A 23,965-nucleotide genomic window follows, 5' to 3' on the forward strand; every position below is an offset into this window, starting at 1 on the left:
CGTCGTTTCTACGGCCATGAGTGCTCCCTCGTCCGTCACGGTCGCCGGCCACGGCCAGACCGCCTTCGTCCCCGGCGTGCCGGCGGACCAGCCCGACCGGCCCGGCATGGACGCCCTCGCCGCAGCGCCGCGGATCAACGCCGAAGTCGTCCGGCAGACGCCCCTGTACGCGGGACTGGTGAGGATCTGGACGGAACGGTCCGCGACGGTGCCCGGCGTCGCCGATCCCGAGTGGCAACGGCTGGTGTCGTACCGGGCGTTGATGGAGGAGACCGAACTCGCGCTCACCGCGCTGCGGCCGCACCGGGCCCCGGACGTGCTGCCGCCGCGCCGGTCGATCCCGGGGCCGACCGCCCCGTACGCGACGGAACTGGCGCCGGTGCACCACGGGTTCCGGCCACTCGCCCACCCGTGACGGCCGGGGCGTCGCCCCCACGCAGAGGGGCCCGGGTACCGGACCCGGGCCCACCGCGGTGGCGACGCTGCGGAGCGCCTAGAGGAGGCCGAGGAAGTCGAGGCCGAGCAGGCCGGTGCGCCCCAGGCCCTCGGCGCGGCGCCCCTCCTCCTCGTTGGCCCGGCGGCGCGAGTCGTCCTTGCGGCGCTCGGCGTCACCGCGGCGGCCGTACTCCTCGTCGCCCCGGCCCATGTCATCGTCGTCGTCGTAACGGCGCTTGTCGGCGGTGCGCCCGTAGTCGTCGTCGTACCGGCCGTGCCCGTGCCGACCTTCGCGCACGACGCGGTGCCCCTTGCGGCCTTCGTGGCTGCCGCCGTGGGCCTGCCGCCCCTTCTGGTGGCACTGGCTGTGGCCGGAGCACACCGCGGCCTGCGAGCTGCTGGAGGCCGCGGTCGCGGCGCCCGCCGTCGGGACCACCAGGGCGGCGGCGATGCCGGCCACCGCGAGCCCGCGGGGAATCGAACGAAGCATTGTTCCACCTTTACTCAGCTGGGCAGAAAAGGAACATTCTCCTGCAAGCGCGACAATAAGTCGGCCACCCAACCCCGCGTGGCGACCCGCCGGAGGGTCACCGGAACGCAGCACCAGCCGGCCCGCACCGGCAGCACCGCAGCCCGCCCGGACGACGTTATTCCGCCTTCGGCGCCCCCTCCAACAGGGCGGCCAGGGCCTCCCCCGCGAGTCGGCAGACGGTGTCCGGATCGGCGCTGGCCAACGGCTCCTTGCCGACCACGACCCGCATCAGGCCGATGCCCAGGAGCCAGGACAGCGCCAGGTCGCCGCGCAGCGCACCGTCCTCGGCCCGGGCGAGGGTGGCCAGCACGTCGGCGTACTCGTCGCCAAGTCCCCGCAGCGCCTCGCCGATTTCGTCGCTGCCGCCGATGGAGCGGAGGCAGACCTCCAGGGAGCGGTCGGCGCCGGGGCCACCGCCCTCGTCGAGCATGCCGCGCAGGGCCACCTCGAACAGTCGCTCCGGCGGGGTGGCGCGCAGCTGTTCGTGGCCGCCGCGCGCCATCACCTCCCCGAACAGGGCCTTCTTGGAACCGAAGTAGCGGAACAGCAGGGCCTGGTTGACGCCGGCCCGGGACGCGATGTCGCGCACCGTGGCGCGTTCGTAGCCGCGTTCGGCGAAGAGTTGCGAGGCGGCGTCCAGCAGTAGGCGCCGGGTGCCCTGGGCGTCCCGGCGGTGCTCGCCGGCGGTGCTGCCACAGGGGGCCACCTCCACCGCTCTCCTCGTTGCCTCCGGCATCGTCGCTCTCCTTCCCGTCGGTCCGATGATCGTCGTGGCCCGCCGCGGCCGGTCAGGACGAAGGCCACAATCCATCGTTGACCACCCAGAGCGCACGTCCTACGGTATGTAAGCAGGTGCTTACACCAAGGAGGTCACCGTGACCACGGCCAAAACAGCACCCCTCTCCTACCCCTTCAACATCGCTGAGAGCCTTGATCTTTCGGCGGAGTACGAGAAGGCGCGCCACCGCCCCGGTCTGCTCAAGGTCCAGATGACGTACGGCGAGCCGGCCTGGCTCGTCACGCGGTACGCGGAGGCCAGGTTCGTCCTGGGCGACCAGCGGTTCAGCCGGGCCGAGGGCGTCCGGCACGACGAGCCCCGGCAGTCCGAGGGCAGCCGCAACAGCGGCATCCTGAGCATGGATCCGCCGGACCACACCCGGTTGCGCACCCTGGTGGCGAAGGCGTTCACGGTCCGTCAGGTCGAAAAGCTCCGGCCGCAGGTGAAGGAGCTGACCCGGGAGCTGCTGGACGACCTGGAGGAAGCCGGGCCGCCGGCCGACCTCGTCGACCGGTACGCCCTGCCGATCCCGGTCGCGGTGATCTGCCGGCTGCTCGGCGTGCCCACCGAGGACCGGCCGAAGTTCCGGCTCTGGAGCGACGCCGCGCTGTCGACGAGTTCCCTGACCGCCGAGGAGTTCGACGCCAACCGCGACGAACTCCGCGCCTACATGGGCAACTTGATCGAGCAGCACCGGCGGGAGCCGCAGGACGACCTGATGACCGCGCTGATCGACGCGCGGGACGTCAACGACCGGCTGACGGAGCTGGAGCTGGTCGACCTGTGCGTGGGCATCCTGGTCGCCGGCCACGAGACCACCGCCACCCAGATCCCCAACTTCGTCCTGGCGCTGCTGGACCACCCCGACCAACTGGCCGTGCTGCGCGCGCAGCCCGAGCTGATCGGGGGCGCCGTCGAGGAATTACTGCGCTTCGTCCCGCTGGGCAGCGGCGCCGGTCAGCCGCGGTACGCCACGGAGGACATCGATGTCGGCGGCACGCTGGTGCGGGCCGGCGAGCCGGTGCTGGTCGCCATGGGGGCGGCCAACCGCGACGCCCTGCGGTTCGACGGCCCGGGGAAGCTGGACCTCCGACGGACCGGCAACCAGCACCTCGGCTTCGGGCACGGCGTGCACCACTGCCTGGGCGCCCCGCTGGCCCGACTGGAGCTCCAGGAGGCGCTCTCGGCGCTGATCACCCGGTTCCCCGGGCTGCACGTGGCCGGGGACGTGGGGTGGAAGACCGAGATGCTGGTGCGCGGTCCGCGGGTCCTGCCGGTGGGGTGGTGAGCACGGTGGGGTGGAAGGTGGAGGTCGACCCGGGGCTGTGCATCGCCTCGGGCTCCTGCCCGGCGATCGCGCCGGACCTGTTCATCCTGGACGGGCCACACGCCCGGGCGGTCAAGGAGGAGGTCGCGGAGGACGAGCGGGCGCTGGACGCGGCCGAGGTGTGTCCGGCGATGGCGATCACCGTGCGGGACGCGTCCGGACGGGTGATCGGGCCCCGGCCGTAGGGGGCGGGGAAGAGGGGAACGGGGGGCGGGGCGCGGCCGGGGGTCGTGCCCCGCTTCATGCGCCCGGGCGTTCGGCTGCCCGGGGCCCGGGCGTCCGGGCATCCGGGCGTCCATCGGGCCGGCCGGAGGGGCGTACTGACGGTCAATCAAGGATCAGAGCGGGCCAACTCGGCGCGCACCCCTTGCCAAGCCGAGATCGTACGTGTTCGGATTATCTCTGTCGGGATGCCCCGCACCCTCGCATCTCCGCAGTTCAGCGCATGCCCGAAGGCCCAAGGCGACGGGCCGGCAGCGCCCCGCCGGACCCGGGGCGACGCCGCTCCCCCGCCGGTACGCACGCGTCAACGACCACCCAGCCCCCGAACTCGTACTCCGGAGGGTCCTCGTGTTCGACCTCTCGTCCGTCGATCTGCTCGACGTCTTCACCCGTCAACTGCGCCTGTGCAAGCTGCGCGCCGACGAACACGTCGTGGTGCTGGCCGAACCGGACAGCCGCGGCGACTACGTCGCGGCGGCGTTCGGCGCGGCCAAGGCGTGCGGTGCGCACGTCATCGCGGCCACCGTGCCCGGCGGGACGCCCGCGCCGATGCCCAGCACGCACACCGGCGCCGGCCCCGGCCTGACCTCCGTCCTCAACGACACCACCGCCCAGGCCCTGCTCAAGTCGGCCGACCTGGTGGTCGACCTGACCCGCGAGGGCTTCATCCACGCCCCGGTCCAGCAGGAGATCCTGCGCGCCGGCACCCGGATCCTCTTCGTCTGCGACGCGCCCGAGGTGTTGATCCGCAACCTGCCCAAGGAGGAGGACAAGGCCGAGGTGCTGCGCGGCGTCGAGCTGCTGAAGCGGTCGGCGCAGATGCGGGTGCGCTCCGCCGCCGGCACCGACCTGACCGTCCAACTCGACGGTTCCCGACCGGAGTTCCAGTGCGGCTTCGCCGACGATCCGGGCCGGTGGGACCACTGGCCGAGCACCATGGTGCTGTGCTGGCCGGAACTCTCCGACGGGCAGATCGTGCTGGCGCCGGGCGACATCCTGCTGCCGTTCAAGGAGTACGTGCGCGAGCCGGTGACGCTGCGGATCGTCGACGGGCACATCGAGAAGGTCAGCGGCGGCGCCGAGGCCGACCTGCTCGCCACGTTCTTCGCGGACTCCCGGGACACCTGGGCGCGCAGCCTGTCGCACATGGGGTGGGGGCTGATGCGCACCGCCGACTGGTTCGCCACCGCGATGTACGGCAAGGACGAGCTGATGGGCATGGACGCCCGGGCCTTCGCCGGCAACTTCCTGTGGTCGACCGGCCCGCACCCGGTCCTGGGCCGCGAGTCCTACGCCCACCTCGACATCGCGATGCGCGGCTGCTCGGTGACGGTCGACGGCACGGAGGTCGTGGTCGACGGCCGGCTCGCCGTGGACCTCGGACCCGCCGGCGGCTGACCGACCGGCCGCATCCGCCGTCCCGCCGTGCGCGCACCACGCCTTGGAGGAAGAGTGGCGCCCAGTCAGTCCTACGAAGTCACGATCACCGGCGGCGGTCTCGGCGGCCTGACCGCGGCGCTGGCCCTGCGCCAGCGCGGTCTGCGGGTCACCGTCCTGGAGCAGGCACCGCAGCTCGGCGAGGTCGGTGCCGGCATCCAGACCGCGCCCAACGCCAGCCGGGTGCTGCTCGGGTTGGGCCTGCGCCGGCAGCTCGAAGCCATCCACACCGAACCGCTCGACCAGGTGCGGCGGCGCTGGCAGGACGGCAGCGTCGTGGCGCTCACCCCGCTCGGTCAGCACTGCAAGGACCGGTTCAACGCCCCGTACTGGCACTACCACCGGGCCGATCTGCACCGGGTGATCATGGATGCCTGTCTGGATCCGGCCGGTCCGGGCCCGGCGGTGGCGATCCACACCGCGAGCCGGGTCGTCGAGCTGGACCGCACCCGGCCCGAGCGGCCGGTGGTGACCACCGACGACGGGCGGCGGTTCGCCGGGGACGTGCTGATCGGGGCCGACGGCGTCCGCTCGCGCGTGCGGGAGCTGATGGGCGCCCCCGACACCCTGCTGTTCTCCGGCGAGATGGCCTACCGGGCGCTGATCCCCGGCGAGCTGATCGCCGCCGACCCGGCCACCCGGTGGCTGGTCGACCGCTTCCAGAGCACGATCTGGTACGGCCCGGAGCGGCACCTCGTCCACTACCTGATTCGGGGCGGCGCGTACCTCAATGTGGTGGCATGCGTGCCGTGCACCGAGGAGGTCGCCGAGAAGTGGACCGTCGCCGCCTCCCCGCAGGACCTGGTGGACGCCTTCCCCGGCTGGGACGACCGGGTGGCGGCGATGCTCTCCAAGGCCAAGGAGAACGTCAGTTGCTTCGCCCTGTACCACCGGCGGCGCGACCCCGTCTGGACCGACGGGCACGTGGCACTCCTCGGCGACGCCTGTCACGCCATGCTCCCCTACCAGGCGCAGGGTGCCTCGCAGGCGATGGAGGACGCCGCGGTGCTGGCCGAGGAGTTGGGGGCGGTCACCCTCCCGGGGGTGCCGGACGCGCTGCGCCGGTACGTCGACCGGCGGGCCAGGCACGCCGGGATGGTGCAGGAGGCGTCGTGGCAGAACAAGACCTTCTACCACTTCCCCGACGGTCCCGAGCAGCGGGCCCGGGACGCGCAGCTGCGCCGCTTCGACGGCGAGTCGGACCTGTCCTACGACTGGCTGTGGCGCGGTACCCCGCTCAACGACCCGGACCAGGTGGCCTTCTCCTACCCGTTCGCCCGCTGACGCCTTTGCCGGCCCGCCGGGTCCCCGCCCCGGCGCCCCCGGGTCCCCTCCCCGGTGTCCGCACGGGCGCGGGCCGGCCGTCCGCGCCCGGTCCGCACACCCACCTGGAGCGCATGTGAAAACCGGCGATCAGATCGTCCAGGAACTCCCCTGGAAGTGGGGGGTCCAAGGCAAGGTCTTCGTCATCGGTGGCCTCGGCTACCTCTTCGACGCGTACGACATCGCCCTCAACGGCTTCCTGATGCCGCTGCTGGGCGAGCACTTCCACCTGGCGCCGGCCGACCGCGGGCTGGTCGCCACCGCCAACCTGGTGGGGATGGCCGTGGGTGCGGTGGCCTGGGGCACGGTGGCGGACCGGATCGGCCGGAAGAAGGCGTTCAGCGTCACCCTGTTGATCTTCGCGGCGTTCTCGGTACTGGGCGCCTTCGCCCCGACGTACCCGGTGTTCCTGGTGCTGCGGTTCGCCGCCGGGGTGGGGCTCGGCGGCTGCATCCCGGTGGACTACGCGCTGGTCGGCGAGTTCGCGCCGCGCCGGTACCGGGGGCGGGTGCTGACCGCGCTGGACGCCTGGTGGCCGATCGGGGTGACGCTGTGCGGGCTGGTCTCGACGGGGCTGCTGCCGGCGGCGGACAACTGGCGGTGGATGCTGGCGGTGATGAGCGTGCCGGCGCTGCTGTTGTTCTGCGTCCGCCGGGGCGTGCCGGAGTCGCCGGTGCACCTCGCCAGGCAGGGCCGGGAGGCGGCGGCGCGGGCGGTCATCGACGCGCTGGTGGCCCGTACCGGGGCGGCGCCCGAGCCCTACGCGATCCCCGCACCGGTGGTGGAGTCCGGGGCGCGCGGGCCGCGGGCGGTGGGCGAACAGCTGGTGCGGATCTGGGCGTTCAGCCCGCGGATCACCTCGGCCGCCTGGCTTCTGTTCGCGGCCGTGATGATGGTCTACTACGCGGCGTTGAGCTGGCTGCCGTCGATCCTCACGGACCAGGGGCTGGGCAACACCGCCGCGTTCACGGGCACCACGGTCATGAGCGGCGTCGGCATCGTCGGGGTGCTGGTGTCCACCGCGCTGGTGGACGTGATCGGCCGCAAGTGGCTGATCGGCCTGTCGGCGCCGCTGGCCGCGCTGGCGCTGGTGCTGTTCGCGCTGGTGCGCCGGGAGCCCGCGGCGGCGGTGGCGGCCCTCGCGGTGTTCGGCTTCCTGATGCAGTTGGCGATCCCGGCGCTGTACGCGTACGTCGCCGAGCTGTACCCGACCCGGCTGCGGGCCAGTGGCTTCGGCTGGGCCTCCTCGGTCAGCCGGGTGCTCACCGGCTTCGCGCCGCTGCTGTTCGGCTCGGTGCTGTGGCCGGTGCTGGGGCTGCCGCTGACGTTCGGCGTGCTGGGGCTGGCGGTGCTGGCCGCGGTCGGCTGGACCGCGGTGGCCGCGCCCGAGACCAAGGGCCGGGCGCTGGACGACGAGCCGGCAGCCGACCGCACCGCGGCGGTCCGCTCCGCCGCGCCGACCGCCACCGGTGCGGCGGACCCGCCCGGCACCGCCCTGACCGCGCCCCGCCGGCGCCCCTCCTGACCACGCCCGCCGGGAACGGCCGCACGACACGAACAGGATCCGCATGAAACCCGCCCCTTTCCGCTACCACCGGGCCCGCGACGTCCACGGCACCACCCGGCTCCTGGCCGAACTGGGCGAGGACGCCAAGGTCCTCGCCGGCGGCCAGAGCCTGGTCGCGATGATGAACTTCCGGCTGGCCCGCCCCGACCACCTCGTCGACATCGGCGGCCTGCGCGAACTCGACCACCTCACGACCGGCGCCGACGGTGCCCTGCACCTCGGCGCCCTGACGACCCATCACACCGTGGAGACCGCCCCCGACGCGCTGCTGGGACCGGGGTTCGCGGTGCTGCGCCGGGCCATGGGCTGGATCGGCCACCTGCCGATCCGGACCCGCGGCACGGTCGGCGGCAGCCTCGCGCACGCCGACGCGACGGCCGAGTGGTGCCTGCTCGCGGTCACCCTCGGCGCCGAGATCGTCGTCAGCGGGCCCGGCGGCCAACGGCGCGTCCCTGCGGGGGAGTTCTTCCTGGGTCCGTACACCAGCGCCCTGGAGCCCGACGAGCTGCTGACCGAAGTCGTCTTCCCGCGGCCCGCGCCGCACGCCGCGCTCACCGAGTTCGCGGCGCGCAAGGGGGACTTCGCGCTGGTGTCGGCGGTGGTCGACCTCGATGTCGAGGGGGGCCGGGTGCGCGGCGGTCGGGTAGGGCTGGGCGGGGTGGCGCCGGTGCCGGTGCGGGTGCCGGCGGCCGAGGCGGTGCTGGCCGACGGCGGGTCGTTCGCCGACTGTGCGGCCGCGGCCGCCGCGGCCGCCGACCCCCCGGACGACGCCGGCGGCAGCGCGGCCTACCGCCGGCAGCTCGTCCGGGCCCTGGTCGAACGGGCCTGTGTCCAGGCGGACGGAGCGACGGAGCAGAAGGGGGCGGGGGCGCGATGAGGCGCATCGAGGACGGTGGACGCGAGGACGGTGCATACGAGGACGGCGGTAGGTTGATCGGCCGGTCCGTGCCGCGTCGGGAGGACCCCCGGTTGCTGACCGGGCGCGGGCGGTTCGTCGACGACATCACCCTGCCGGGCACGCTGCACGCGCAGTTCGTGCGCAGCACGGTCGCGCACGGCGAGGTCACCGCGATCGATCTGGACGGCGTGCGCGCGGTGCCGGGCGTGGTCGCCGCGTACACCGCAGACGACCTCGGGTTGGGCGACATCACCGCCCAACTGGCGCGCCCTGTCGAGGAGTTCGTGCCCACCGCGATGCCGGTGCTGGCCCGCGACCGGGTGCGCTACGTCGGCGAACCGGTGGCGATCGTGGTGGCACGGGACGCCTACGCCGCCGAGGACGGGGTCGAGGCGGCCCGGGTCGGCTACGCCGTCCACCCGCCGGTGACGGACGAGGCGGCGGCGCTGGCCGACGGCGCGCCGCTGCTGCACGCCGAGGCCGCCCGGAACACCCTGGTCGACGTCCGGCTGTTCGCCACCGAAGGCATCGACGAGGTCTTCGCCGCCGCCGACCGCGTCGTCCGGGTCGAGGCCCGCACCGGCCGGCAGAACGCGCTGCCACTGGAGACCCGGGGCGTCCTGGCGCACTGGGACGACCGGGAGGAGCAGTTGGTCCTGCACACCTGTAGCCAAGTCCCGCACCAGGTGCGGACGGTGGCCTCGCGGTGCCTGGGGCTGGTCGAGCGGGCGGTGCGGGTGGTGGTGCCCGACATGGGCGGCGGCTTCGGGCTGAAGTGCGTGGTGGGGCGGGAGGAGCTCGCTGCGGCGGCGGCCGCGCTCCGACTGCGCCGCCCGGTGAAGTGGATCGAGGACCGCAAGGACGCCCTCTCGGCGTCGTTCCTCGCCCGCGAGCAGCACTACGACGTGCGGGCCGCCTTCGACGCGGCCGGCCGGATCCTGGCGCTCGACGCGGACGTGGTGTGCGACATGGGCGCCTACTCCTGCTATCCGTTCACCGCCGGCATCGAACCGCTGATGGCCGCGGCGGAGATGCCGGGCGTCTACAAGGTGCCCGCCTACCGGGTGCGCGGCCGGGCCGTCGCCACCAACAAGGCGCCGACCGCGCCGTACCGGGGCGTCAGCCGGCCGCAGTACGTGATGGTCGTGGAGCGGCTCTTCGAGCGCGCGGCCCGGGAGCTGGACCTCGACCCGGTGGAGATCCGCCGCCGCAACCTGATCACCGACTTCCCCTACACCGGCGTCAACGGCATCACCTACGACCCGGGCTCCTACCGGGAGTCACTGGACCTGTGCGAGCGGACGCTGCGCGCCGAGGGCTGGTACGAGCGGCAGCGCGCGGCCCGGGCCGCGGGCCGGCACCTGGGCATCGGCTACTCCTGCTTCAGCGAGCGCACCGGCTACGGCTCGGCCGCGTTCGCCCAGCGGAAGATGGCGGTCGTGCCCGGCTTCGACCTGTCCGAGGTGCGGATGGACCCCAGCGGGGCGGTGACCGTCACCACCGGGACGATGAGCCACGGGCAGAGCCACGAGACGACCATGGCGCAGATCGTCGCCGAGCGGCTGGGCCTGGAACTGGACCGGGTGCGGCTCCACCAGGGCGACACCGACCGGGTCGCCTACGGATGGGGCACCTTCGCCAGCCGGTCGATCGCGGTCGGCGGCAGTGCCGTCCGGCTGGCCGCCGGGCGGCTCGGCGAGAAGCTGCGGGCGATCGCGGCGGCCCGCTGGGAGGTCCCCGTGGAGGAGACCGTCCTCGGGCGCGGCGAGGTGGTGCGCCGGGGCGCGCCCGGCACCGCGCTCGACTACCGCGAGCTGGCCGAGGTCGCCTACCTGCGGGTCGACCTGCTGCCCAAGGACATCGAGCCGGGGCTCACCGCCACCGCCGCCTTCGACGTCTTCAACGACGGGACGTTCTCCAACGCCACGCACGGCGTCGTCGTCGAACTCCACGCGGACACCGGCCGGGTGGAGATCCTGCGCTACGTCTGCGTGGAGGACTGCGGGGTGGCGATCAACCCGCAGGTGGTGGAGGGCCAGTGCCGGGGCGGGATCGCCCAGGGCATCGCCGGGGCGCTGTTCGAGCAGGTGACCTACGACGCCCAGGGCGAGCCGTCGGCCACCAGCTTCATGGACTACCGGGTGCCCACCGCGCACGAGATCCCCGACGTGGCGATCCACCACCTCCAGACGCCGTGCGCGTTCACCGAGACCGGCGCCAAGGGCGCGGGCGAGGGCGGCACCATCGGCGCCCCCGCTGCCGTGCTCAACGCCGTCAACGACGCCCTGCGCCCCACCGGCGTGGAGCTGGACGACATCCCGATCACCCCGGAGACGGTGCACCGCGCCCTGCACCGCCGGCACTACCAGGAGAGCGCCCGATGACGAACCGCCCCCAGCCGCCCGCCGCCACCCCGGACACCGCCGCGCCCGTGGACGTCCCCCCGCCGGCGGAGCGGGAACTGCAGTTGATGGTGCTGGATGTGAACGGCGAACGGCACGAGGTGATCACCGAAGCGCGGCGCACGTTGGTGGACGTGCTCCGCCACGAACTGCGGCTGACCGGTACCCACGTCGGCTGCGAGCACGGCATCTGCGGAGCCTGCACGGTGCTGCTCGACGACCGGCCGGTGCGGGCCTGCCTGATGTTCGCCGCGCAGGCCGAGGGGGCGCGGATCCGCACCGTCGAATCGCTGTCGGCCAGGCCGCCGGACGCGGCGGGCAGCCAACTGAGCGACCTGCAACGGGCGTTCCGGGCCCACCACGCCCTGCAGTGCGGCTTCTGCACTCCCGGGTTCCTGATGCTCGCCGAGGGGTTTCTCGCCGAGCGGCCGGACGCCGACACGGAGGAGATCCGCGAGGTGGTGGCCGCCAACCTGTGCCGGTGCACCGGATACCAACCGCTCGTCGAGGCCATCGAGGACTGTGCCGCGGCCCGGCGCGCCGAACGGGCCGCGGCGTCGGCCCCCCGGAAGGAGAAGTGATGCAGCTCAGCAACACGGTGCCGGTGCCGGCCCCGCCGGACGCGGTGTTCGCGCTGGTCAACGACGTGGAGCGGGTGGCGTCCTGCATGCCGGGCGCGGTGCTCGACGGCCGCGACGGCGACGCCTGGCAGGGCCGGGTCCGGATCAAGGTCGGCCCGATCACCGCCGCCTACGCGGGCACCGTGCGCTTCCTGGAGGCCGACGCCGACCGGCGGCGGCTGCGGGTGCAGGCCCGCGGGGCGGATGCGCACGGCAACGGCGACGCGGAGGCGGAGGTGACGCTGACCGTCGCCGAGGCGCCGGAGGGGGCGCGGTTGGAGCTGGTCACGGACCTGGTGATCCGCGGCAAGCTGGCGCAGTTCGGCAAGGGTGCGATCGGCACCGTCTCGACGCGGATCCTGGAGCAGTTCGCCCGGAACCTGGGCGGGCTGCTGGCGGCCGACCGCGACGGCGCCACCGCGCCGACGCCCGCACCCGCCCCTTCAGCGGCACCGACGCCCGCACCCGCCCCTTCAGCGGCACCGGCGGCCGTTCCGGCGGCGGCTGCGGCGGGGGTGCCCCGGTCGTCGGGGGCCGCCGCGCCACAGGACCTCGACGGGCTGTCGGTCCTCCTCGGGCCGGCGGTCGGGCCGGCGCTGGCCAAGTACGGTCCGCTGGCCGCCGCGTTCGCGGTCGGGGCGTGCCAGGGCTGGCTGCTGGGACGGTTGGCCGGCATGCGGCGGGAGCTCACGACGCTGCGGCGGGGGCGCGCATGAGCCACTACGGGGCGGCCACCGACCGCACCTACGAGCGGGCCGGGTTCGGCGCCGCGGTGCGCCGCGGGCGGCGGCCCGCGCTCGTCGTCGTCGACCTGACCCGGGGGTTCACCGAGGACCGCTTTCCCACTGGGGCGGATCTGAGCGACGTCGTCGCGGCCACCGCGCGGCTGATCGAGGCGGCCCGGCCGGCGGACGTGCCGGTGGTGTTCACCGCGATCGCCTACGCCCCCGCCGAGGTGGCCGGCGGCCACGTCACCTGGCTGCGCAAGGCGCCGGGGTTGGGCGCGCTGTTGGAGGGCAGCGAGGCGGTCGCGCTCGATCCGCGGTTGCCCCGGCGGGAGTCCGACGCGCTGGTCCTCAAGAAGGGCGCGTCGGCCTTCTTCGGCACCTCGCTGGCGGCCACCCTGACCGCACTGGGCTGCGACACCGCGGTGGTGTGCGGCGCGACCACCAGTGGCTGCGTGCGGGCCACGGCGGTCGATGCGGTGCAGTCGGGCTTCCCGGTGCTGGTCCCGCGGGAGTGCGTCGGGGACCGGGCGGCGGGCCCGCACGCGGCGGCCCTCTTCGACATCCAGGCCAAGTACGGCGACGTGGTCGCGCTGGCCGACGCCGTCGGCTATCTGGCGGGATCGGTACGCGATTGAGCCAATCCGGCCCCGGCCGCCCGGTCCCACCGCTCCGGTCCCACCGCTCCGGTCCCGCCGTCGCCTCCCGCCCGGCCCTCGTGACCTCTTGCCCCGGGCCGCCGTGCCCCCGCCGCCCCGTCGCCCCCTCCCCCACCTCGCCCCGTCAGGAAGGTGTCACCATGTCGCAGTCCCCCCGGTCCGCCGCACCCGTCCGGTGCGTGCAGCAATCCGCCCTCGCGGACCTGGCCGACGTGCCGGCCACCAGTCGGTGGGTCCGCTCGGGGGCCACCCGGCTGCACGTGCTGGACTACGGCGGCGACGGACCCGCGCTGGTCGTCCTGCCCGGGATCACCAGTCCGGCCGTCACCATGGACTTCGTCGCCCGCGAACTCACCGATCTCGTGCGGCCGTTGGTGGTCGACGTGCGCGGGCGCGGACTGTCGGACGGCAGCGAGGAGGAGCCGGAGGACGGCGGTGACGACGGGTGCGGCTACGGGTTGGCGGCGTACGCCGAGGACACCGAGGCGGTGATCGCGGGGCTCGGGCTGACCCGGCCGCTGCTCTTCGGGCACTCCATGGGGGCGCGGATCGCGGCGGTGGTCGCGGCGCGCTCCGCGGTGGCGCTCGGCGGCAGCGTACTGGCCGATCCGCCGATGAGCGGGCCGGGCCGCGACCCGTACCCGACGGCGTTGGCGGCGTTCCTGGGGCAGTTGGCGCAGGCCGAGCGCGGCACCGACGCCGACGAGGTGGCCCGGTCGTGGCCGCGCTGGCCGCGCCGCGAGCAGGAGTTGCGGGCGCGCTGGCTGTCCAGTTGCGACCGGCGGGCGATCGCCGCCACCCACCGCGGTTTCGAGTCCGAGGACTTCTTCGCCTGGTGGCCCGCGGTCACCGGCCCGACGACGCTGCTGTACGGCGCGCAGAGTGCGGTGGTCACGGCGGCGGGGGCGGCCCAGGCCCGGGCGGCGCTGCCCTCGGCGACGGTGACCGCGGTCCCGGACGCCGGCCACATGCTCTTCTGGGACAACCCGCCGGCGGCACTTGACGCGCTGCGTGCGGCGCTGCGCCGCATGCTGGCGCGAACATGATGACCATCCGTGGGACCGGCGCGGCGCACCGTGATTGAGTTGCCTCCATGGCTGACGAGACCACACCCACCGCGCCCGGCTCCCCCGCGGCTCCAGCTCCCCGCACCACCGAGTGCGGGGTGACGATTCCGCCCGCCTTGATGGCGGCCCCCGGCTATCAGGTGCGCCGGCTCTACCAGGCGTACCTGGCCGTGTGGGTGCGCGCGGTCGATCCGACGCTCACCGGGCCGCAGTTCGCGGTGCTGACCGCGGTGGACGCGACGCCGGGCCGGGATCAGCGGTCGATGGCCTCGGCGGTGGCGCTGGACACCTCGACGATGGCGGACGTGGCCCGTCGGCTGGAGAGCCGGGGCCTGATAGTGCGCCGCACCGACACCGCCGACGGCCGGCGCAAACTGCTGTACCTCACCGCGGAGGGCGAGCGGACGCTGCGCGGCGCCCACGACCGGGCCCGGCAGCTGGACGCGCGCCTGCTGACCCCGTACGACGACGACCGACGCGCCGACGTGATGGACCTGTTGACGTCCCTGGCCGACCACTGGGAGGGCCTGGCCGGGGGTTCCTGACCGGCACCCCGGCCGGGTAGCGGCTCGCGGGCGCCGGGCGCCGCGGGCCGCCCGGCGCCCCTCGCCCGTGCCAGTCGCTAGGCGGCCGGCTTGCGGGCCAGCAGGTAGGCCTGCGGGCCGTTCTCGTGGCCCTCGGGCTCCCGCAGCACCCGCGTCCCGACCGCGAACCCGGCCCCGACCGTCAGGTCGGCGACCCGCTCCGGGGTCAGCCAGTAGACGTCCAACGCGAGGTCGTGGCCGTAGGCGTGGTCCAGGTGCCGCAGCTCGTCGCCGGCCTTGAAGGCGAGCAGCAGGTGGCCGCCCGGGGCGAGGACGCGGTGGAACTCGTCGAAGACGGCCGGCAGCAGCTCCGGCGGGGTGTGGATGATCGAGTACCACGCGACGACGCCGGCGAGCCCCCCGTCGGCCAGCTCCAGGCCCGTCATCGTCCCTTCCTCGAACCGGATTTCCGGGTGCGTCGCGCGGGCCACCGCCACCATCTCGGGCGACAGGTCGACCCCGAAGACGTCGAGCCCGAGGGCGTGCAGGTGACCGGTGATCCGACCGGGACCGCACCCGAGGTCGGCGACGGTGCCGGCGCCGTCCGCCCGCACCAGGTCGGCGAAGGCGCCGAGCAGGGCCCGGTCCATCGGCATCTCGGCGAGCGCCGTCCGCAGCAGCCGTTCGTAGGCGACGGCGACGGTGTCGTAGGCGGCCCGGGTGGAGCGCAGGAAGTCCGGTTCGGTCGGGGCGTTCGGAGCGGATGCGGTCATGGCGCAGGACGGTAGCGGACGGGACGGCGGCGTGGTCCGGCGGGGAGTGCGGGAGCCGATGCGCCTGACCGTCACACAATGTCCACATGACACAATGTGTCAACCACCGCGTACGGTGGGCCCGTCCACCGGCCCCGGCACCGCCCGCCTCCACGGGGGCGCCGCCACGCGTCCGGTGGACTGGTCCACGCTCCGCAACGCAGGTATGAGGTGACAGCAGCAGTGCGTCGACGGGTCTTTCTCTCGCGTACCGCCGGCATGACGGGCGCGGCGGCGCTCGGGCTCGCCGGGTGCGGGTCCGGTGCGGCGTCCGGCGAACCCGGCCGGATCACGGTGATGGCGGCGAGCTACGGCAAGACCGTGGGCTCCCCGATCGTGGACCGGTGGCACGAGTTCGTCGCGGCGTTCCAGAAGGAGCACCCCGACGTCCGGATCGATCTGGAACTCGTCCCCATCGAGAAGATCGACCGGACGCTCGCCGAACGGGCCGCGGCGGGCCGGGAACCGGACATCGCGCAGTCCTACGTCTTCGCCGACTACGCCGAGGCCGGGCGGCTCTACAGCGCCGACGACCTGTTCAGCCTCTCGGCGCAGGCGGACTTCCTCACGTCCTTCGCCCGGGCCGGCGAGATCAACTTCACCGAGTACGGCATTCCGTTCCTCGCCAGCACGCCGCGGCTCTTCTACCACACCGGCCACTTCGCCCGGGCGGGCCTGAGCGGACCGCCGACGTCCTGGGCCGAACTGCGCTCCGCCGCGCAGGCGCTCAAGGCGGTGGGCGTCGCCGTCCCCTACGGCCTGCAGTTCGGCCCCGAGGCGGCCGAGGACGAGGCGCTGGCCTGGATGTTGGGCACCGGCGGCGGCTACGGCGGGCAGGCCGGCTACGACTTCACCAAGGAGGCCAACGCCGAGGCGCTCCTCTGGGTCAAGGAGCAGTTGGTCGCCCCCGGGCTGGCCGGCCACGACCCGGCCACGTTCAGCCGCACCCCCGCCTACGCCGCCTTCCTGAAGGGCGAGGTCGGGATGATGCTGGCCCATCCGGTCCTCATCGAGGCGGCCGACCAGGCCAAGGTGGCCTACGCCAACGCCGACTTCCCGATGAAGGACGGCGGCGCGGCACCGCCGGTCGGGCTCAGCGACTGGCTGATGGCGTTCAAGCGGAACGGCCACCGCCGGGAGTGCGCGGCGTTCCTCAACTTCCTCTACAGCGAGCGGGCGACCACCCAGTTCGCGCGGGGGCAGGGGACGCTGCCGGTCACCGTCTCGGGCTCCGAGGCGCTGCGGGCGCAACCCGCCGGGCGGGCGCTGCGGCCGTTCATCGACCAGATGCCCCGGGCCGAGTTCCATCCCGTCGGGCGGGCCACCTGGCCGAAGGTCCGCGACACCCTGCGGCAGCGGATCGGGGCGGCGGTCAAACCGGGCGGCAACCCGCGGGCGTTGCTCAAGACGCTCCAGACGACCGCGGAAGCGGCGGAGGCCGCGCGACCGCAGGACACCGCCCAGTAGGCACGCCGGTGCCCCGTCGTGCACCACTTGCGCCCCTCCCGGTCCCGTTCCGGGGGCGAGGTGCGACGATGGTGCCTGTCATGGATGCGGGGCACGTTCTCAGGGGGCTGCGCGCCGCGGTGTTCGCGGTGGTCTGCGTGCTCCTGGCTGCGCTCGGGCACGCGGTGATGTCGGACGCCGTGGTGCCCGGCTGGATGCTGCTCGCCGCCGGTGCGGCGACGGCGGCCGGTGCCTGGTGCCTGGCCGGACGCGAACGCGGTCCCGTCGTGGTGGGTCTGCTGACCGTCGGCGCCCAAGCCGCCCTGCACAGCGCGTTCTCCCTGGGGCAGGCGGTGGCCGGCCCCGACCGGGCATCCCTGACCCGGGCGTGGGCGAACACCTGGCTCTGCGGCGCCCAGGGGATGTCCCCCGCCGACCTCGACGCGGCGCGGGCACTGGCCCCCATGGGCCACCTCGGCACGACCGGGTCCGCCGGTGCGACGGACCCCATGGCCGCCATGGGAGCCGGCGGTTCGATGGGGTCGATGGATCCCGCGGCGTCGATGGACATGTCCCACGCCGGCATGTCGCACCTGGGCATGCACGGCAGCGCCGGCGGCATGCTCGCCGCGCACCTGTTGGTGGCGCTGCTCAGCGCGTGGTGGCTGTGGGGCGGCGAACGGGCCGCGTTCCGGCTCGTGCGGAGCGTGTCCGCCCGGCTGTTCGCGCCGCTGCTGCTGGTGCTGCGGGCGGTGCTGCCCGCCGGCCGCCCGGTGGCGCGGCCCGCCCGGCAGGAGCCGCGGTGCGCGGTGCGCCAGTTGCTGCTGGCCCATGCGATGTCCTTGCGGGGTCCCCCGCGTGAACCGGCTGTCGGCTGACAGCACGGTCGAACTCCCGAGCCGGAAGGACGGCGGGCGGGCCATGGCCTGGTGCCCGGCGCCCCGGCTCCGATGTCACCGGTCGCCCGCGCCGTCGCGCGGCGACCGGATCACGCGAAGGACTCCAGAGGACTCCAGATGACGAATCCTGTCCGGATGCCGGTGGCACCGCCGCCCGCGTCCGTTCCCAGTCAACGGGCGGACCGCGGCGGACGCCCGGCGCGCCCCGGCCGCTCAGCCCGCCCGTCGTCCCGGCCGGAGGCGGTCGAGCAGTGCCTCGACGGCCGCCGGGTCGGCGTCGGCCGCGACCTGCGGGGGCGCGGTGGCGTCGCCCAGGACGACGGTCAGCGCCCGTGCGCGGGCGTCCCATCGGCGGCAGTCCCGACAGCCCGCGAGGTGGTCGTCGAGCCGGCGGGCGGTGACCCCCGCGGGCAGCGCCTCCCCGTCGAGGCGGGCGGAGAGTGCCGTACGGATGCGCGAGCAGAGCATGCCCCCATCCTCCCCGAATTGGTCCGTACCGGCGAGGGGCGGTTCCGGCATGCGTGACGACGAGACGGTGACCGGCTGGGCGTTGGCCGCCCGGGACGGCGACGAACGGGCCGTCGAGCAGTTCGTGCGGGCCACCCAGCTCGACGTCCGGCGGTACGTGACGCACCTCAGTGGGGAGGCGCAGGCCGCCGACGACCTGGTGCAGGACACCTACGTGCGGGCGCTGCGCGGGTTGCCGCGGTTCGAGGGCCGGTCGTCGGCGCGGACCTGGCTGCTGACGATCGCCCGCCGGGTGGTGGCCGACCGGATCCGCACCCATGCGGTGCGGCCGCGGCTGTCGGCGACCGACGACTGGCAGTCTGCAGCCGAGCGGGTCCAGCCGCGCGGGGTGCCGGGCTTCGACGAGGGCATCGCCCTGGCCGAGTTGTTGGCGGCGTTGAGCGCGCAGCGGCGCGAGGCGTTCGTGCTGACGCAGCTGTTGGGACTGCCGTACGCGGCGGCGGCCGGGGTGATGGGCTGCCCGGTGGGGACGGTGCGTTCGCGGGTGGCCCGGGCCCGGGAGACGCTGATCGCCCTGCTGGCCGAGGCGGAGGCCGGGTCCGGGGCCGGCGACGCGGGCGCGGTGCCCGCCGCCGGGGTCGGCCGGCAGCGGGCGGCGGGCGCGGCCCCGTGCGACGCGACGCAGCGCAGACCGGGGCCGGTTGACCGGCAGCCGCGTCGGCTCGCCGCCGCCCTGGCCTGACCGGCCGGGCGCGACGGCCGCCGGGGCCCCGGGCAGGTCGGTGACCTGCCCGGGGCCCCGGCGGCGGAGCGGGGTGCGCCGGCCCCTACTGGCCGGGACGTACCGCACGGGCCTCGACGGTCAACGCGGGGCCGTCGCGGAAGTGGAGGGTGAAGGTGAGGCGGTCACCGGGGGCCAGCCGGGGCGGGGGGCTGACCATGACGTCGAGGGTGGTCGGCGACATGGTCAGCGTGCCGCGGGCCGGCACGGTGACGCCCGCGACCATGGCCATCGAGTGGGCGTTGCGGCCAACCGCGACGTCGCGGCTGAGCATCGCGCGGTGACCCGGCGGGCCGGTGACGCCGGTGAGGACGTCGTCGGCCGTACCGGAGTTGCGGAGGGTGAAGAAGGCGGCGGTGGCGTCGTGACCGGCGGGGATCAGGACCCGACCGTCGGTTGCGGTGATCCGGGCGGGGGTGCCCGCGTTGCCGGTGACGGTCCAGGCCGTGAGCGTGCCGAGGGTCGCCAGGCAGGTGAGGAGCGGCACCGCGCCGGCGGCGAGACGTGCGCGGTTCATACGGACTCCCACGTTCCGTTGGTGCGGCGGCGGGCTGCGGCGGCGGACCCGCGGGTGGCGCCCGGCGGCTGCCAGGCGCGCAGCCGCAGGCTGTTGCCGACGACGAGCAGCGAACTGGCGGACATGGCGGCCGCCGCGAGCATCGGGTTGAGCAGGCCGACCGCGGCGAGCGGCACGGTGACGAGGTTGTAGCCGAAGGCCCAGAACAGGTTGGCGCGGATGGTGCCGAGCGTGCGGCGGGCCAGCCGCACCGCGTCGGCGATGGCCTGGAGGTCCTCGCGGACGAGGGTGACATCGGCGGCGCCGATCGCCGCGTCGGTGCCGCCGCCCATGGCGATGCCGAGGTCGGCGAGGGCCAGCGCCGCGGCGTCGTTGACCCCGTCGCCGACCACCGCGACCCGGCCGCCCTGTTCCTGAAGGGTCGTGACCAGCGCGGCCTTGTCGTGCGGAAGGGCCTGGGCGTGGACCTCGGTGATCGCGAGCTGTCGGGCGACGACCCGGGCGGTGGCCGCGCGGTCGCCGGTGGCCAGCACCGGTCGCACGCCCAGGCGGCGCAGGTGGTCCACGGCGCGGTAGCCGTCGGGACGGAGCGCGTCGCCGAGGGCGAGGACGGCTTCCGGGTCACCGTCGACGGTCACCAGCACCGCGGTGCGGCCGGCGGCCCCGGCGGCGCGGACCGCCTCCGGCAGCGGCGCCGGGAGTCCGTCGGGGTCGTCGGGCGGGCGGACCACGGTCACCATGCGCCCGTCGACCGCCCCGCACACCCCGAAGCCGGGGGTGGCGGTGAAGTCCCGCACCGCGGCGGCCGGTTCGAGCCGGACGGCGGGCCGGTGGTCCCGGACGTGGCCGACGACGGCGCGGGCCACGGGGTGCTCGGAGCACTGTTCCACGGTGGCGGCGAGCCGCAGCACCTCGTCCGGGTCGCGGCCGTCCGGCCGGTGCGTGACGTCGCGGACGGTCATCCGCCCGGTGGTGAGGGTGCCGGTCTTGTCGAGGACGACGGTGTCGATGCGGCGCAGGCGTTCCAGTGCCTGCGGGCCGCTGACCAGGATGCCGAGTTGGGCGCCGCGGCCGGTGGCGGCCAGCAGCGCGGTCGGGGTCGCCAGGCCGAGGGCGCACGGGCAGGCCACCACGAGCACGGCGACCGCAGCGGTGACCGCGGCCTGCGGATCGGCCCCGGCGCCGAGCCAGAACCCCAGGACGGTCACCGCGATGGTGAGCACCGCCGGCACGAAGACCGCGGCCACCGCGTCCGCGAGCCGCTGGGCGCGCGTCTTCCCGGTCTGGGCGTCCTCGACGAGCCGGGTGATCCGGGCGAGTTGGGTGTCGCCGCCCACCGCGTCGGCCCGGACCTCCAGCAGCCCGCCGGAGTTGACCGCGCCGCCGACCACCGTCGTCCCCGGGCCGACCTCGACGGGATGGCTCTCACCGGTGATCAGGGAGAGGTCCAGGGCCGAGCTGCCGGTGCGGACGGTGCCGTCGGTGGCGACCCGTTCGCCGGGCCGGACCAGGAACCGGTCGCCGACCCGCAACCGGGCAATGGGGATGCGGCGTTCGGCGCCGTCCGGCCCGGGCACCGACACCTCCTTGGCGGCGAGTTCCGCGAGCGAGCGGAGCGCGGCGCCGGTGCCGCGCCGGGCCCTGGCCTCCATCCGGCGCCCGGCCAGGACGAACAGCGGGACGCCGACGGCGGCTTCGAGGTAGAGGTGGGCGGTGCCGTCGCCGGCCGCGGGCAGCAGGCTGAACGGCATCGTCATGCCGGGCGCGCCGGCGCCGCCGAGGAACAGCGCGTAGGTGGACCAGCCGAACGACGCGGCGACCCCCAGGGACACCAGGGTGTCCATGGTCGCGGCGCCGTGCCGCAGGCCGCGCAGCGCCCGGACGTGGAAGGGCGCCGCGCCCCATACGGCCACGGGGGCGGTCAGCACGAAGCAGAGCCACTGCCAGTTGCGGAACTGCCAGCCGGGCACCATCGACAGGGCCAGTACGGGCAGGGCGAGCGCGGCGGTCAACAGCAGCCGGCGGCGCTCGGCGCCCGCGCCGTCTCCGTCTCCGTCCCCGTCCTGCGGGTGGGCGTCGCGCCGGCCGTCGGCGTGGCCTTCGGCATCGGTGGCGGGGACGCGGGCCGCGGCGGGCGGGCCGGCCTCGTCCAGGTGGGCGGCGGCGGGGGCCGCTTCGGGGAGCTGCGCGGTGAAGCCGGCGGCCTCCACCGTGGCGACGAGGTCGGTCACGGAGACCGCCGCGGGGTGGACGATCCGGGCCCGCGCGGTGGCCAGGTTCACCGAGGCGGTCACGCCGGTCAGCCGACCCAGCTTGCGCTCGACCCGGCCCACGCAGGCACCGCAGGTCATGCCGCCGATGGCGAGCGTGGTGGTGCGGTCGGCGGGCGGGACGGCGGCGGGCGCGACGGCCTCCGTCCCGCCCGCCGTGCCGGCCGCGGTGGCTCGGGGCGCCTGCTCGGGCCGGGTCATCGCCGTGCCCCCCGCGTCGCGACGACGGCCCCGGGGCCACCCGCGGCGGAGCTGACCGCGGTCGCCGGCACCACCGGTGGCACGCCCCGCGCGCTCATCCCCGCCATGCCGGGCATCCCGCCGGAACCGCCGCCGGGTGCGTCGGGGGTCCCGCTGCGCGGGCGGTCGGCGGGATGCAGGCCGGGGGCGACCGGCCCGACGGCGCCGCCGACGGCGTACGACAGGGCGAAGAGCAGCGCCAGGAGCGCGACGAAGCCCAGGACCGAACGCGCCGGCAGCACGCGCCGGATCGGAAGGAGCCGGTCCGCGGCCCCGGGGCGCCGGACGCGGTCGGGTGGTGGAGCGGAGAGCACGGGGGTGGTCATCGCGTCATCGTGGCAGGTGGGCGTGGGGGTGGACGGCCGATCAGGGGCCGTTCGGCGCGTGAGGTTCGTCCCGTCCGGGCGCCGGAACCCGGTGGGCCTCCGGGCCGACTAACTGGGTTTGGCCGCCGCCCACTTCGCCCCGCCGCGCCGCCGGTGCGCGGGAATTTCCCCCGCTTCGCCGGGAACTGGCACGGCCCTGCGCCCGACCTCTCAGACACCGCCGTGCCGGACCGGCGCGGGGTGCCTGCGGTGTGTCTGCCGTGTGTCTGCCGTGTGTCAAGGAGAGGGGGGCCCGATGCCACGGGACCGAGTGGGAGGGCACGACGAACGGTGGGGGCTGGTGGCCGTCGCCGGGATCTGTTCGTTCCTGGCCATGTTCGACATGAGTGTGATGACGGTGGCGGTGCCGGGCATCGCGGCCGGCTTCGCGGTCCCGGTCTCCGTCGCGCAATGGGCGGTGCTGGCCTACCAACTCCCGGTCGTGGCACTGCTGTTGCCGGCCGGGCGGTGGTTGGACCGGGCGCCGCTGCGGCCGGTGGTGCTCGGCGCGCTGGCCGGTTTCGGGCTGTGCGGTGCGGCGGCGGCCGCCGCGCCGGTCGCGGCGGTGCTGCTCGGCGCGCGGCTGCTCCAGGGTGCCTGCGGCGCGGTGCTGTTCGTGCTGATGCCGCTGCTGGCGGTCCGGGCGGTGCGCCCCGAGCGGCGCGGGCGGGCGATGAGCGTGCCGGCCACGCTCGGTCCGCTCGGCGCGGTCACCGGTCCCGCACTGGGCGGGGTGCTGCTGGACCACTGGGGCTGGCGGACCGTCCTGTTGGTGAAGTTGCCGCTGTGCCTGGTCGCCTGGTGGCTGGCGCGGCGCGGGCTCGCCCCCGGCGGCCGGCCGACCGCGCCGGGCCGTGCCGAGTGCCGGGACGCCGCACTGGCCGGTGCCGCCGTCGGGGCGCTGCTGCTCGGCCTGACGCTGTTGCCCGAGGGGTGGGGCGGCCCGGTGCTGTGCGCATTCGCGCTGGTCCCGGGCGTGCTGTGGGTACGCGGCACGGGCGGCCGGCAGGTGCGCGGCACGCTGCGGTCGACCCGTACCGGCGGGGCGCACGCCGCGGTGCTCGCCCTCGCCGCGGCCTTCGCCGCGGTGCACTTCCTGCTGGCCGTGCAGCTCCAACGCACGGAAGGCGTCTCGGCGTCGGCCACCGGGTTGGCGCTGCTCGCCTTCCCCGCCGCGATGGCCGTCGCGGGCCCGGTGGGCGGCCGCCTCGCCGACCGCCTCGGGGCCCGGCCGGTGGCGGTGGTCGGCGCGGCGCTGGTCGCCGTGGGCTTCGGACTGCTGGCCACGGCCGGTGCCTGGCCGCCGTTCCAGGTCGGGTGGCGACTGGCGGTAGCGGGGCTCGGCATGGGGCTGTACGGCGGTCCGGTGCAACTGCTGGTGCTCGACGCGGCGGGGCCGGCGCGGATGGCCACCGCTGGTTCGACCGTGCAACTCGCCCGGAGCGCCGGCTTCACGCTGGGCCCGGCGGCGGCCACCGCCCTGGCCGGCCTGGGCGACCCGCGCACCGGGCCGGTGCTGGCCACCGCGGCGGCGCTCCTGGCGACGCTGCTGCTGGCCCGACGCCCGGCTCCGGACGGGGCGACGGCGATCCGCCACGCCCCCGTTCCCCCACCGTGACCGCCGCGCCCCACCGGCCCCTCCCCTCCCCCA

General features: G+C 75.2%; 24 protein-coding genes. 17 read left to right on the plus strand and 7 right to left on the minus strand.

The genetic code is table 11. The features are described 5' to 3' along the window. Positions 1-16 precede the first annotated feature (16 nt). Positions 17-415, plus strand: coding sequence for a hypothetical protein (locus ABD385_RS08620; protein ID WP_344574451.1), 399 nt, complete (start codon positions 17-19; stop codon positions 413-415). 78 nt (positions 416-493) lie between these two features. On the opposite strand, the gene ABD385_RS08625 is transcribed toward ABD385_RS08620, so the two are convergent. After that, positions 494-925: a hypothetical protein gene (locus tag ABD385_RS08625; protein WP_344574452.1), complete on the minus strand. Its 432-nt coding sequence runs from the start codon at positions 923-925 to the stop codon at positions 494-496. 157 nt (positions 926-1,082) lie between these two features. Next, positions 1,083-1,703 (minus strand): TetR/AcrR family transcriptional regulator, encoded by a 621-nt coding sequence (locus ABD385_RS08630; RefSeq protein WP_344574453.1) that lies wholly within the window; start codon positions 1,701-1,703, stop codon positions 1,083-1,085. A 139-nt stretch (positions 1,704-1,842) separates the two neighbouring features. Here ABD385_RS08630 and ABD385_RS08635 point away from each other — a divergent pair, with 139 nt between their 5' ends. From ABD385_RS08635 to ABD385_RS08690, 12 genes are all read left to right on the plus strand, one after another. Next, positions 1,843-3,033 (plus strand): cytochrome P450, encoded by a 1,191-nt coding sequence (locus ABD385_RS08635; RefSeq protein ID WP_344574454.1) that lies wholly within the window; start codon positions 1,843-1,845, stop codon positions 3,031-3,033. Then, entirely contained in the window at positions 3,030-3,257 is a 228-nt protein-coding gene (locus tag ABD385_RS08640) for a ferredoxin (RefSeq protein WP_344574455.1), read from the plus strand. The genes ABD385_RS08635 and ABD385_RS08640 overlap by 4 nt, the downstream gene beginning before the upstream one ends. 385 nt (positions 3,258-3,642) lie before the next feature. Continuing rightward, positions 3,643-4,692, plus strand: a complete 1,050-nt coding sequence (locus ABD385_RS08645) for a 2,5-dihydroxypyridine 5,6-dioxygenase NicX family protein (protein WP_344574456.1) — start codon at positions 3,643-3,645, stop codon at positions 4,690-4,692. 54 nt (positions 4,693-4,746) lie between these two features. Then, positions 4,747-6,015 (plus strand): FAD-dependent monooxygenase, encoded by a 1,269-nt coding sequence (locus ABD385_RS08650; protein WP_344574457.1) that lies wholly within the window; start codon positions 4,747-4,749, stop codon positions 6,013-6,015. A 115-nt stretch (positions 6,016-6,130) separates the two neighbouring features. Next, positions 6,131-7,579, plus strand: a complete 1,449-nt coding sequence (locus ABD385_RS08655; RefSeq protein WP_344574458.1) for an MFS transporter — start codon at positions 6,131-6,133, stop codon at positions 7,577-7,579. A 43-nt stretch (positions 7,580-7,622) separates the two neighbouring features. Next, complete coding sequence (locus ABD385_RS08660; protein WP_344574459.1) at positions 7,623-8,498, plus strand: FAD binding domain-containing protein; 876 nt, start codon at positions 7,623-7,625, stop codon at positions 8,496-8,498. Continuing rightward, positions 8,495-10,903, plus strand: a complete 2,409-nt coding sequence (locus tag ABD385_RS08665) for a xanthine dehydrogenase family protein molybdopterin-binding subunit (RefSeq protein ID WP_344574460.1) — start codon at positions 8,495-8,497, stop codon at positions 10,901-10,903. The genes ABD385_RS08660 and ABD385_RS08665 overlap by 4 nt, the downstream gene beginning before the upstream one ends. Then, on the plus strand, positions 10,900-11,502 hold the full coding sequence (locus tag ABD385_RS08670) for a (2Fe-2S)-binding protein (protein WP_425585373.1): 603 nt from the start codon (positions 10,900-10,902) through the stop codon (positions 11,500-11,502). Before ABD385_RS08665 ends, ABD385_RS08670 begins: the two co-directional genes overlap by 4 nt. Then, on the plus strand, positions 11,502-12,257 hold the full coding sequence (locus tag ABD385_RS08675) for an SRPBCC family protein (RefSeq protein WP_344574461.1): 756 nt from the start codon (positions 11,502-11,504) through the stop codon (positions 12,255-12,257). Before ABD385_RS08670 ends, ABD385_RS08675 begins: the two co-directional genes overlap by 1 nt. Continuing rightward, complete coding sequence (locus tag ABD385_RS08680; protein ID WP_344574462.1) at positions 12,254-12,904, plus strand: isochorismatase family protein; 651 nt, start codon at positions 12,254-12,256, stop codon at positions 12,902-12,904. The genes ABD385_RS08675 and ABD385_RS08680 overlap by 4 nt, the downstream gene beginning before the upstream one ends. A 161-nt stretch (positions 12,905-13,065) precedes the next feature. After that, entirely contained in the window at positions 13,066-13,971 is a 906-nt protein-coding gene (locus tag ABD385_RS08685) for an alpha/beta fold hydrolase (protein ID WP_344574463.1), read from the plus strand. Between the two features lie 47 nt (positions 13,972-14,018). Further along, complete coding sequence (locus ABD385_RS08690; RefSeq protein WP_344574464.1) at positions 14,019-14,537, plus strand: MarR family winged helix-turn-helix transcriptional regulator; 519 nt, start codon at positions 14,019-14,021, stop codon at positions 14,535-14,537. Between the two features lie 77 nt (positions 14,538-14,614). On the opposite strand, the gene ABD385_RS08695 is transcribed toward ABD385_RS08690, so the two are convergent. Then, the gene (locus tag ABD385_RS08695) at positions 14,615-15,289 is read right to left on the minus strand and encodes a class I SAM-dependent DNA methyltransferase (RefSeq protein WP_344574466.1); all 675 of its coding nucleotides are present in this window, start codon (positions 15,287-15,289) and stop codon (positions 14,615-14,617) included. A 210-nt stretch (positions 15,290-15,499) separates the two neighbouring features. On the opposite strand from ABD385_RS08695, the gene ABD385_RS08700 reads away from it, so the two are divergent. Beyond that, a complete protein-coding gene (locus ABD385_RS08700) occupies positions 15,500-16,795 on the plus strand; it encodes an extracellular solute-binding protein (RefSeq protein WP_344574467.1) in 1,296 nt (431 codons plus the stop codon). Positions 16,796-16,863: 68 nt separating this feature from the next. After that, a complete protein-coding gene (locus ABD385_RS08705) occupies positions 16,864-17,652 on the plus strand; it encodes a PE-PGRS family protein (protein ID WP_344574469.1) in 789 nt (262 codons plus the stop codon). 234 nt (positions 17,653-17,886) lie between these two features. On the opposite strand, the gene ABD385_RS08710 is transcribed toward ABD385_RS08705, so the two are convergent. Then, positions 17,887-18,141 carry a zf-HC2 domain-containing protein gene (locus tag ABD385_RS08710; RefSeq protein WP_344574470.1) on the minus strand — a complete coding sequence of 85 codons (255 nt, stop codon included), beginning with the start codon at positions 18,139-18,141 and terminating at the stop codon, positions 17,887-17,889. Between the two features lie 49 nt (positions 18,142-18,190). Here ABD385_RS08710 and ABD385_RS08715 point away from each other — a divergent pair, with 49 nt between their 5' ends. Then, positions 18,191-18,883: a sigma-70 family RNA polymerase sigma factor gene (locus ABD385_RS08715; protein WP_344574471.1), complete on the plus strand. Its 693-nt coding sequence runs from the start codon at positions 18,191-18,193 to the stop codon at positions 18,881-18,883. Between the two features lie 85 nt (positions 18,884-18,968). Here the strand turns inward: ABD385_RS08715 and ABD385_RS08720 are convergent, their stop codons facing one another. From ABD385_RS08720 to ABD385_RS08730, 3 genes are read right to left on the minus strand one after another with little or no spacing between them, the layout of a single operon-like run. Next, positions 18,969-19,439 (minus strand): copper chaperone PCu(A)C, encoded by a 471-nt coding sequence (locus tag ABD385_RS08720; RefSeq protein WP_344574472.1) that lies wholly within the window; start codon positions 19,437-19,439, stop codon positions 18,969-18,971. Then, the gene (locus tag ABD385_RS08725) at positions 19,436-21,910 is read right to left on the minus strand and encodes a heavy metal translocating P-type ATPase (RefSeq protein ID WP_344574473.1); all 2,475 of its coding nucleotides are present in this window, start codon (positions 21,908-21,910) and stop codon (positions 19,436-19,438) included. The genes ABD385_RS08720 and ABD385_RS08725 overlap by 4 nt, the downstream gene beginning before the upstream one ends. Beyond that, positions 21,907-22,275: a hypothetical protein gene (locus tag ABD385_RS08730; RefSeq protein ID WP_344574474.1), complete on the minus strand. Its 369-nt coding sequence runs from the start codon at positions 22,273-22,275 to the stop codon at positions 21,907-21,909. The genes ABD385_RS08725 and ABD385_RS08730 overlap by 4 nt, the downstream gene beginning before the upstream one ends. Positions 22,276-22,570: 295 nt before the next feature. Here ABD385_RS08730 and ABD385_RS08735 point away from each other — a divergent pair, with 295 nt between their 5' ends. Further along, positions 22,571-23,932, plus strand: coding sequence for an MFS transporter (locus ABD385_RS08735; protein ID WP_344574475.1), 1,362 nt, complete (start codon positions 22,571-22,573; stop codon positions 23,930-23,932). Positions 23,933-23,965 lie beyond the last annotated feature (33 nt).

The organism is Streptomyces lunalinharesii, assembly GCF_039532155.1.
Classification (GTDB): Bacteria; Actinomycetota; Actinomycetes; order Streptomycetales; family Streptomycetaceae; genus Streptomyces; species Streptomyces lunalinharesii.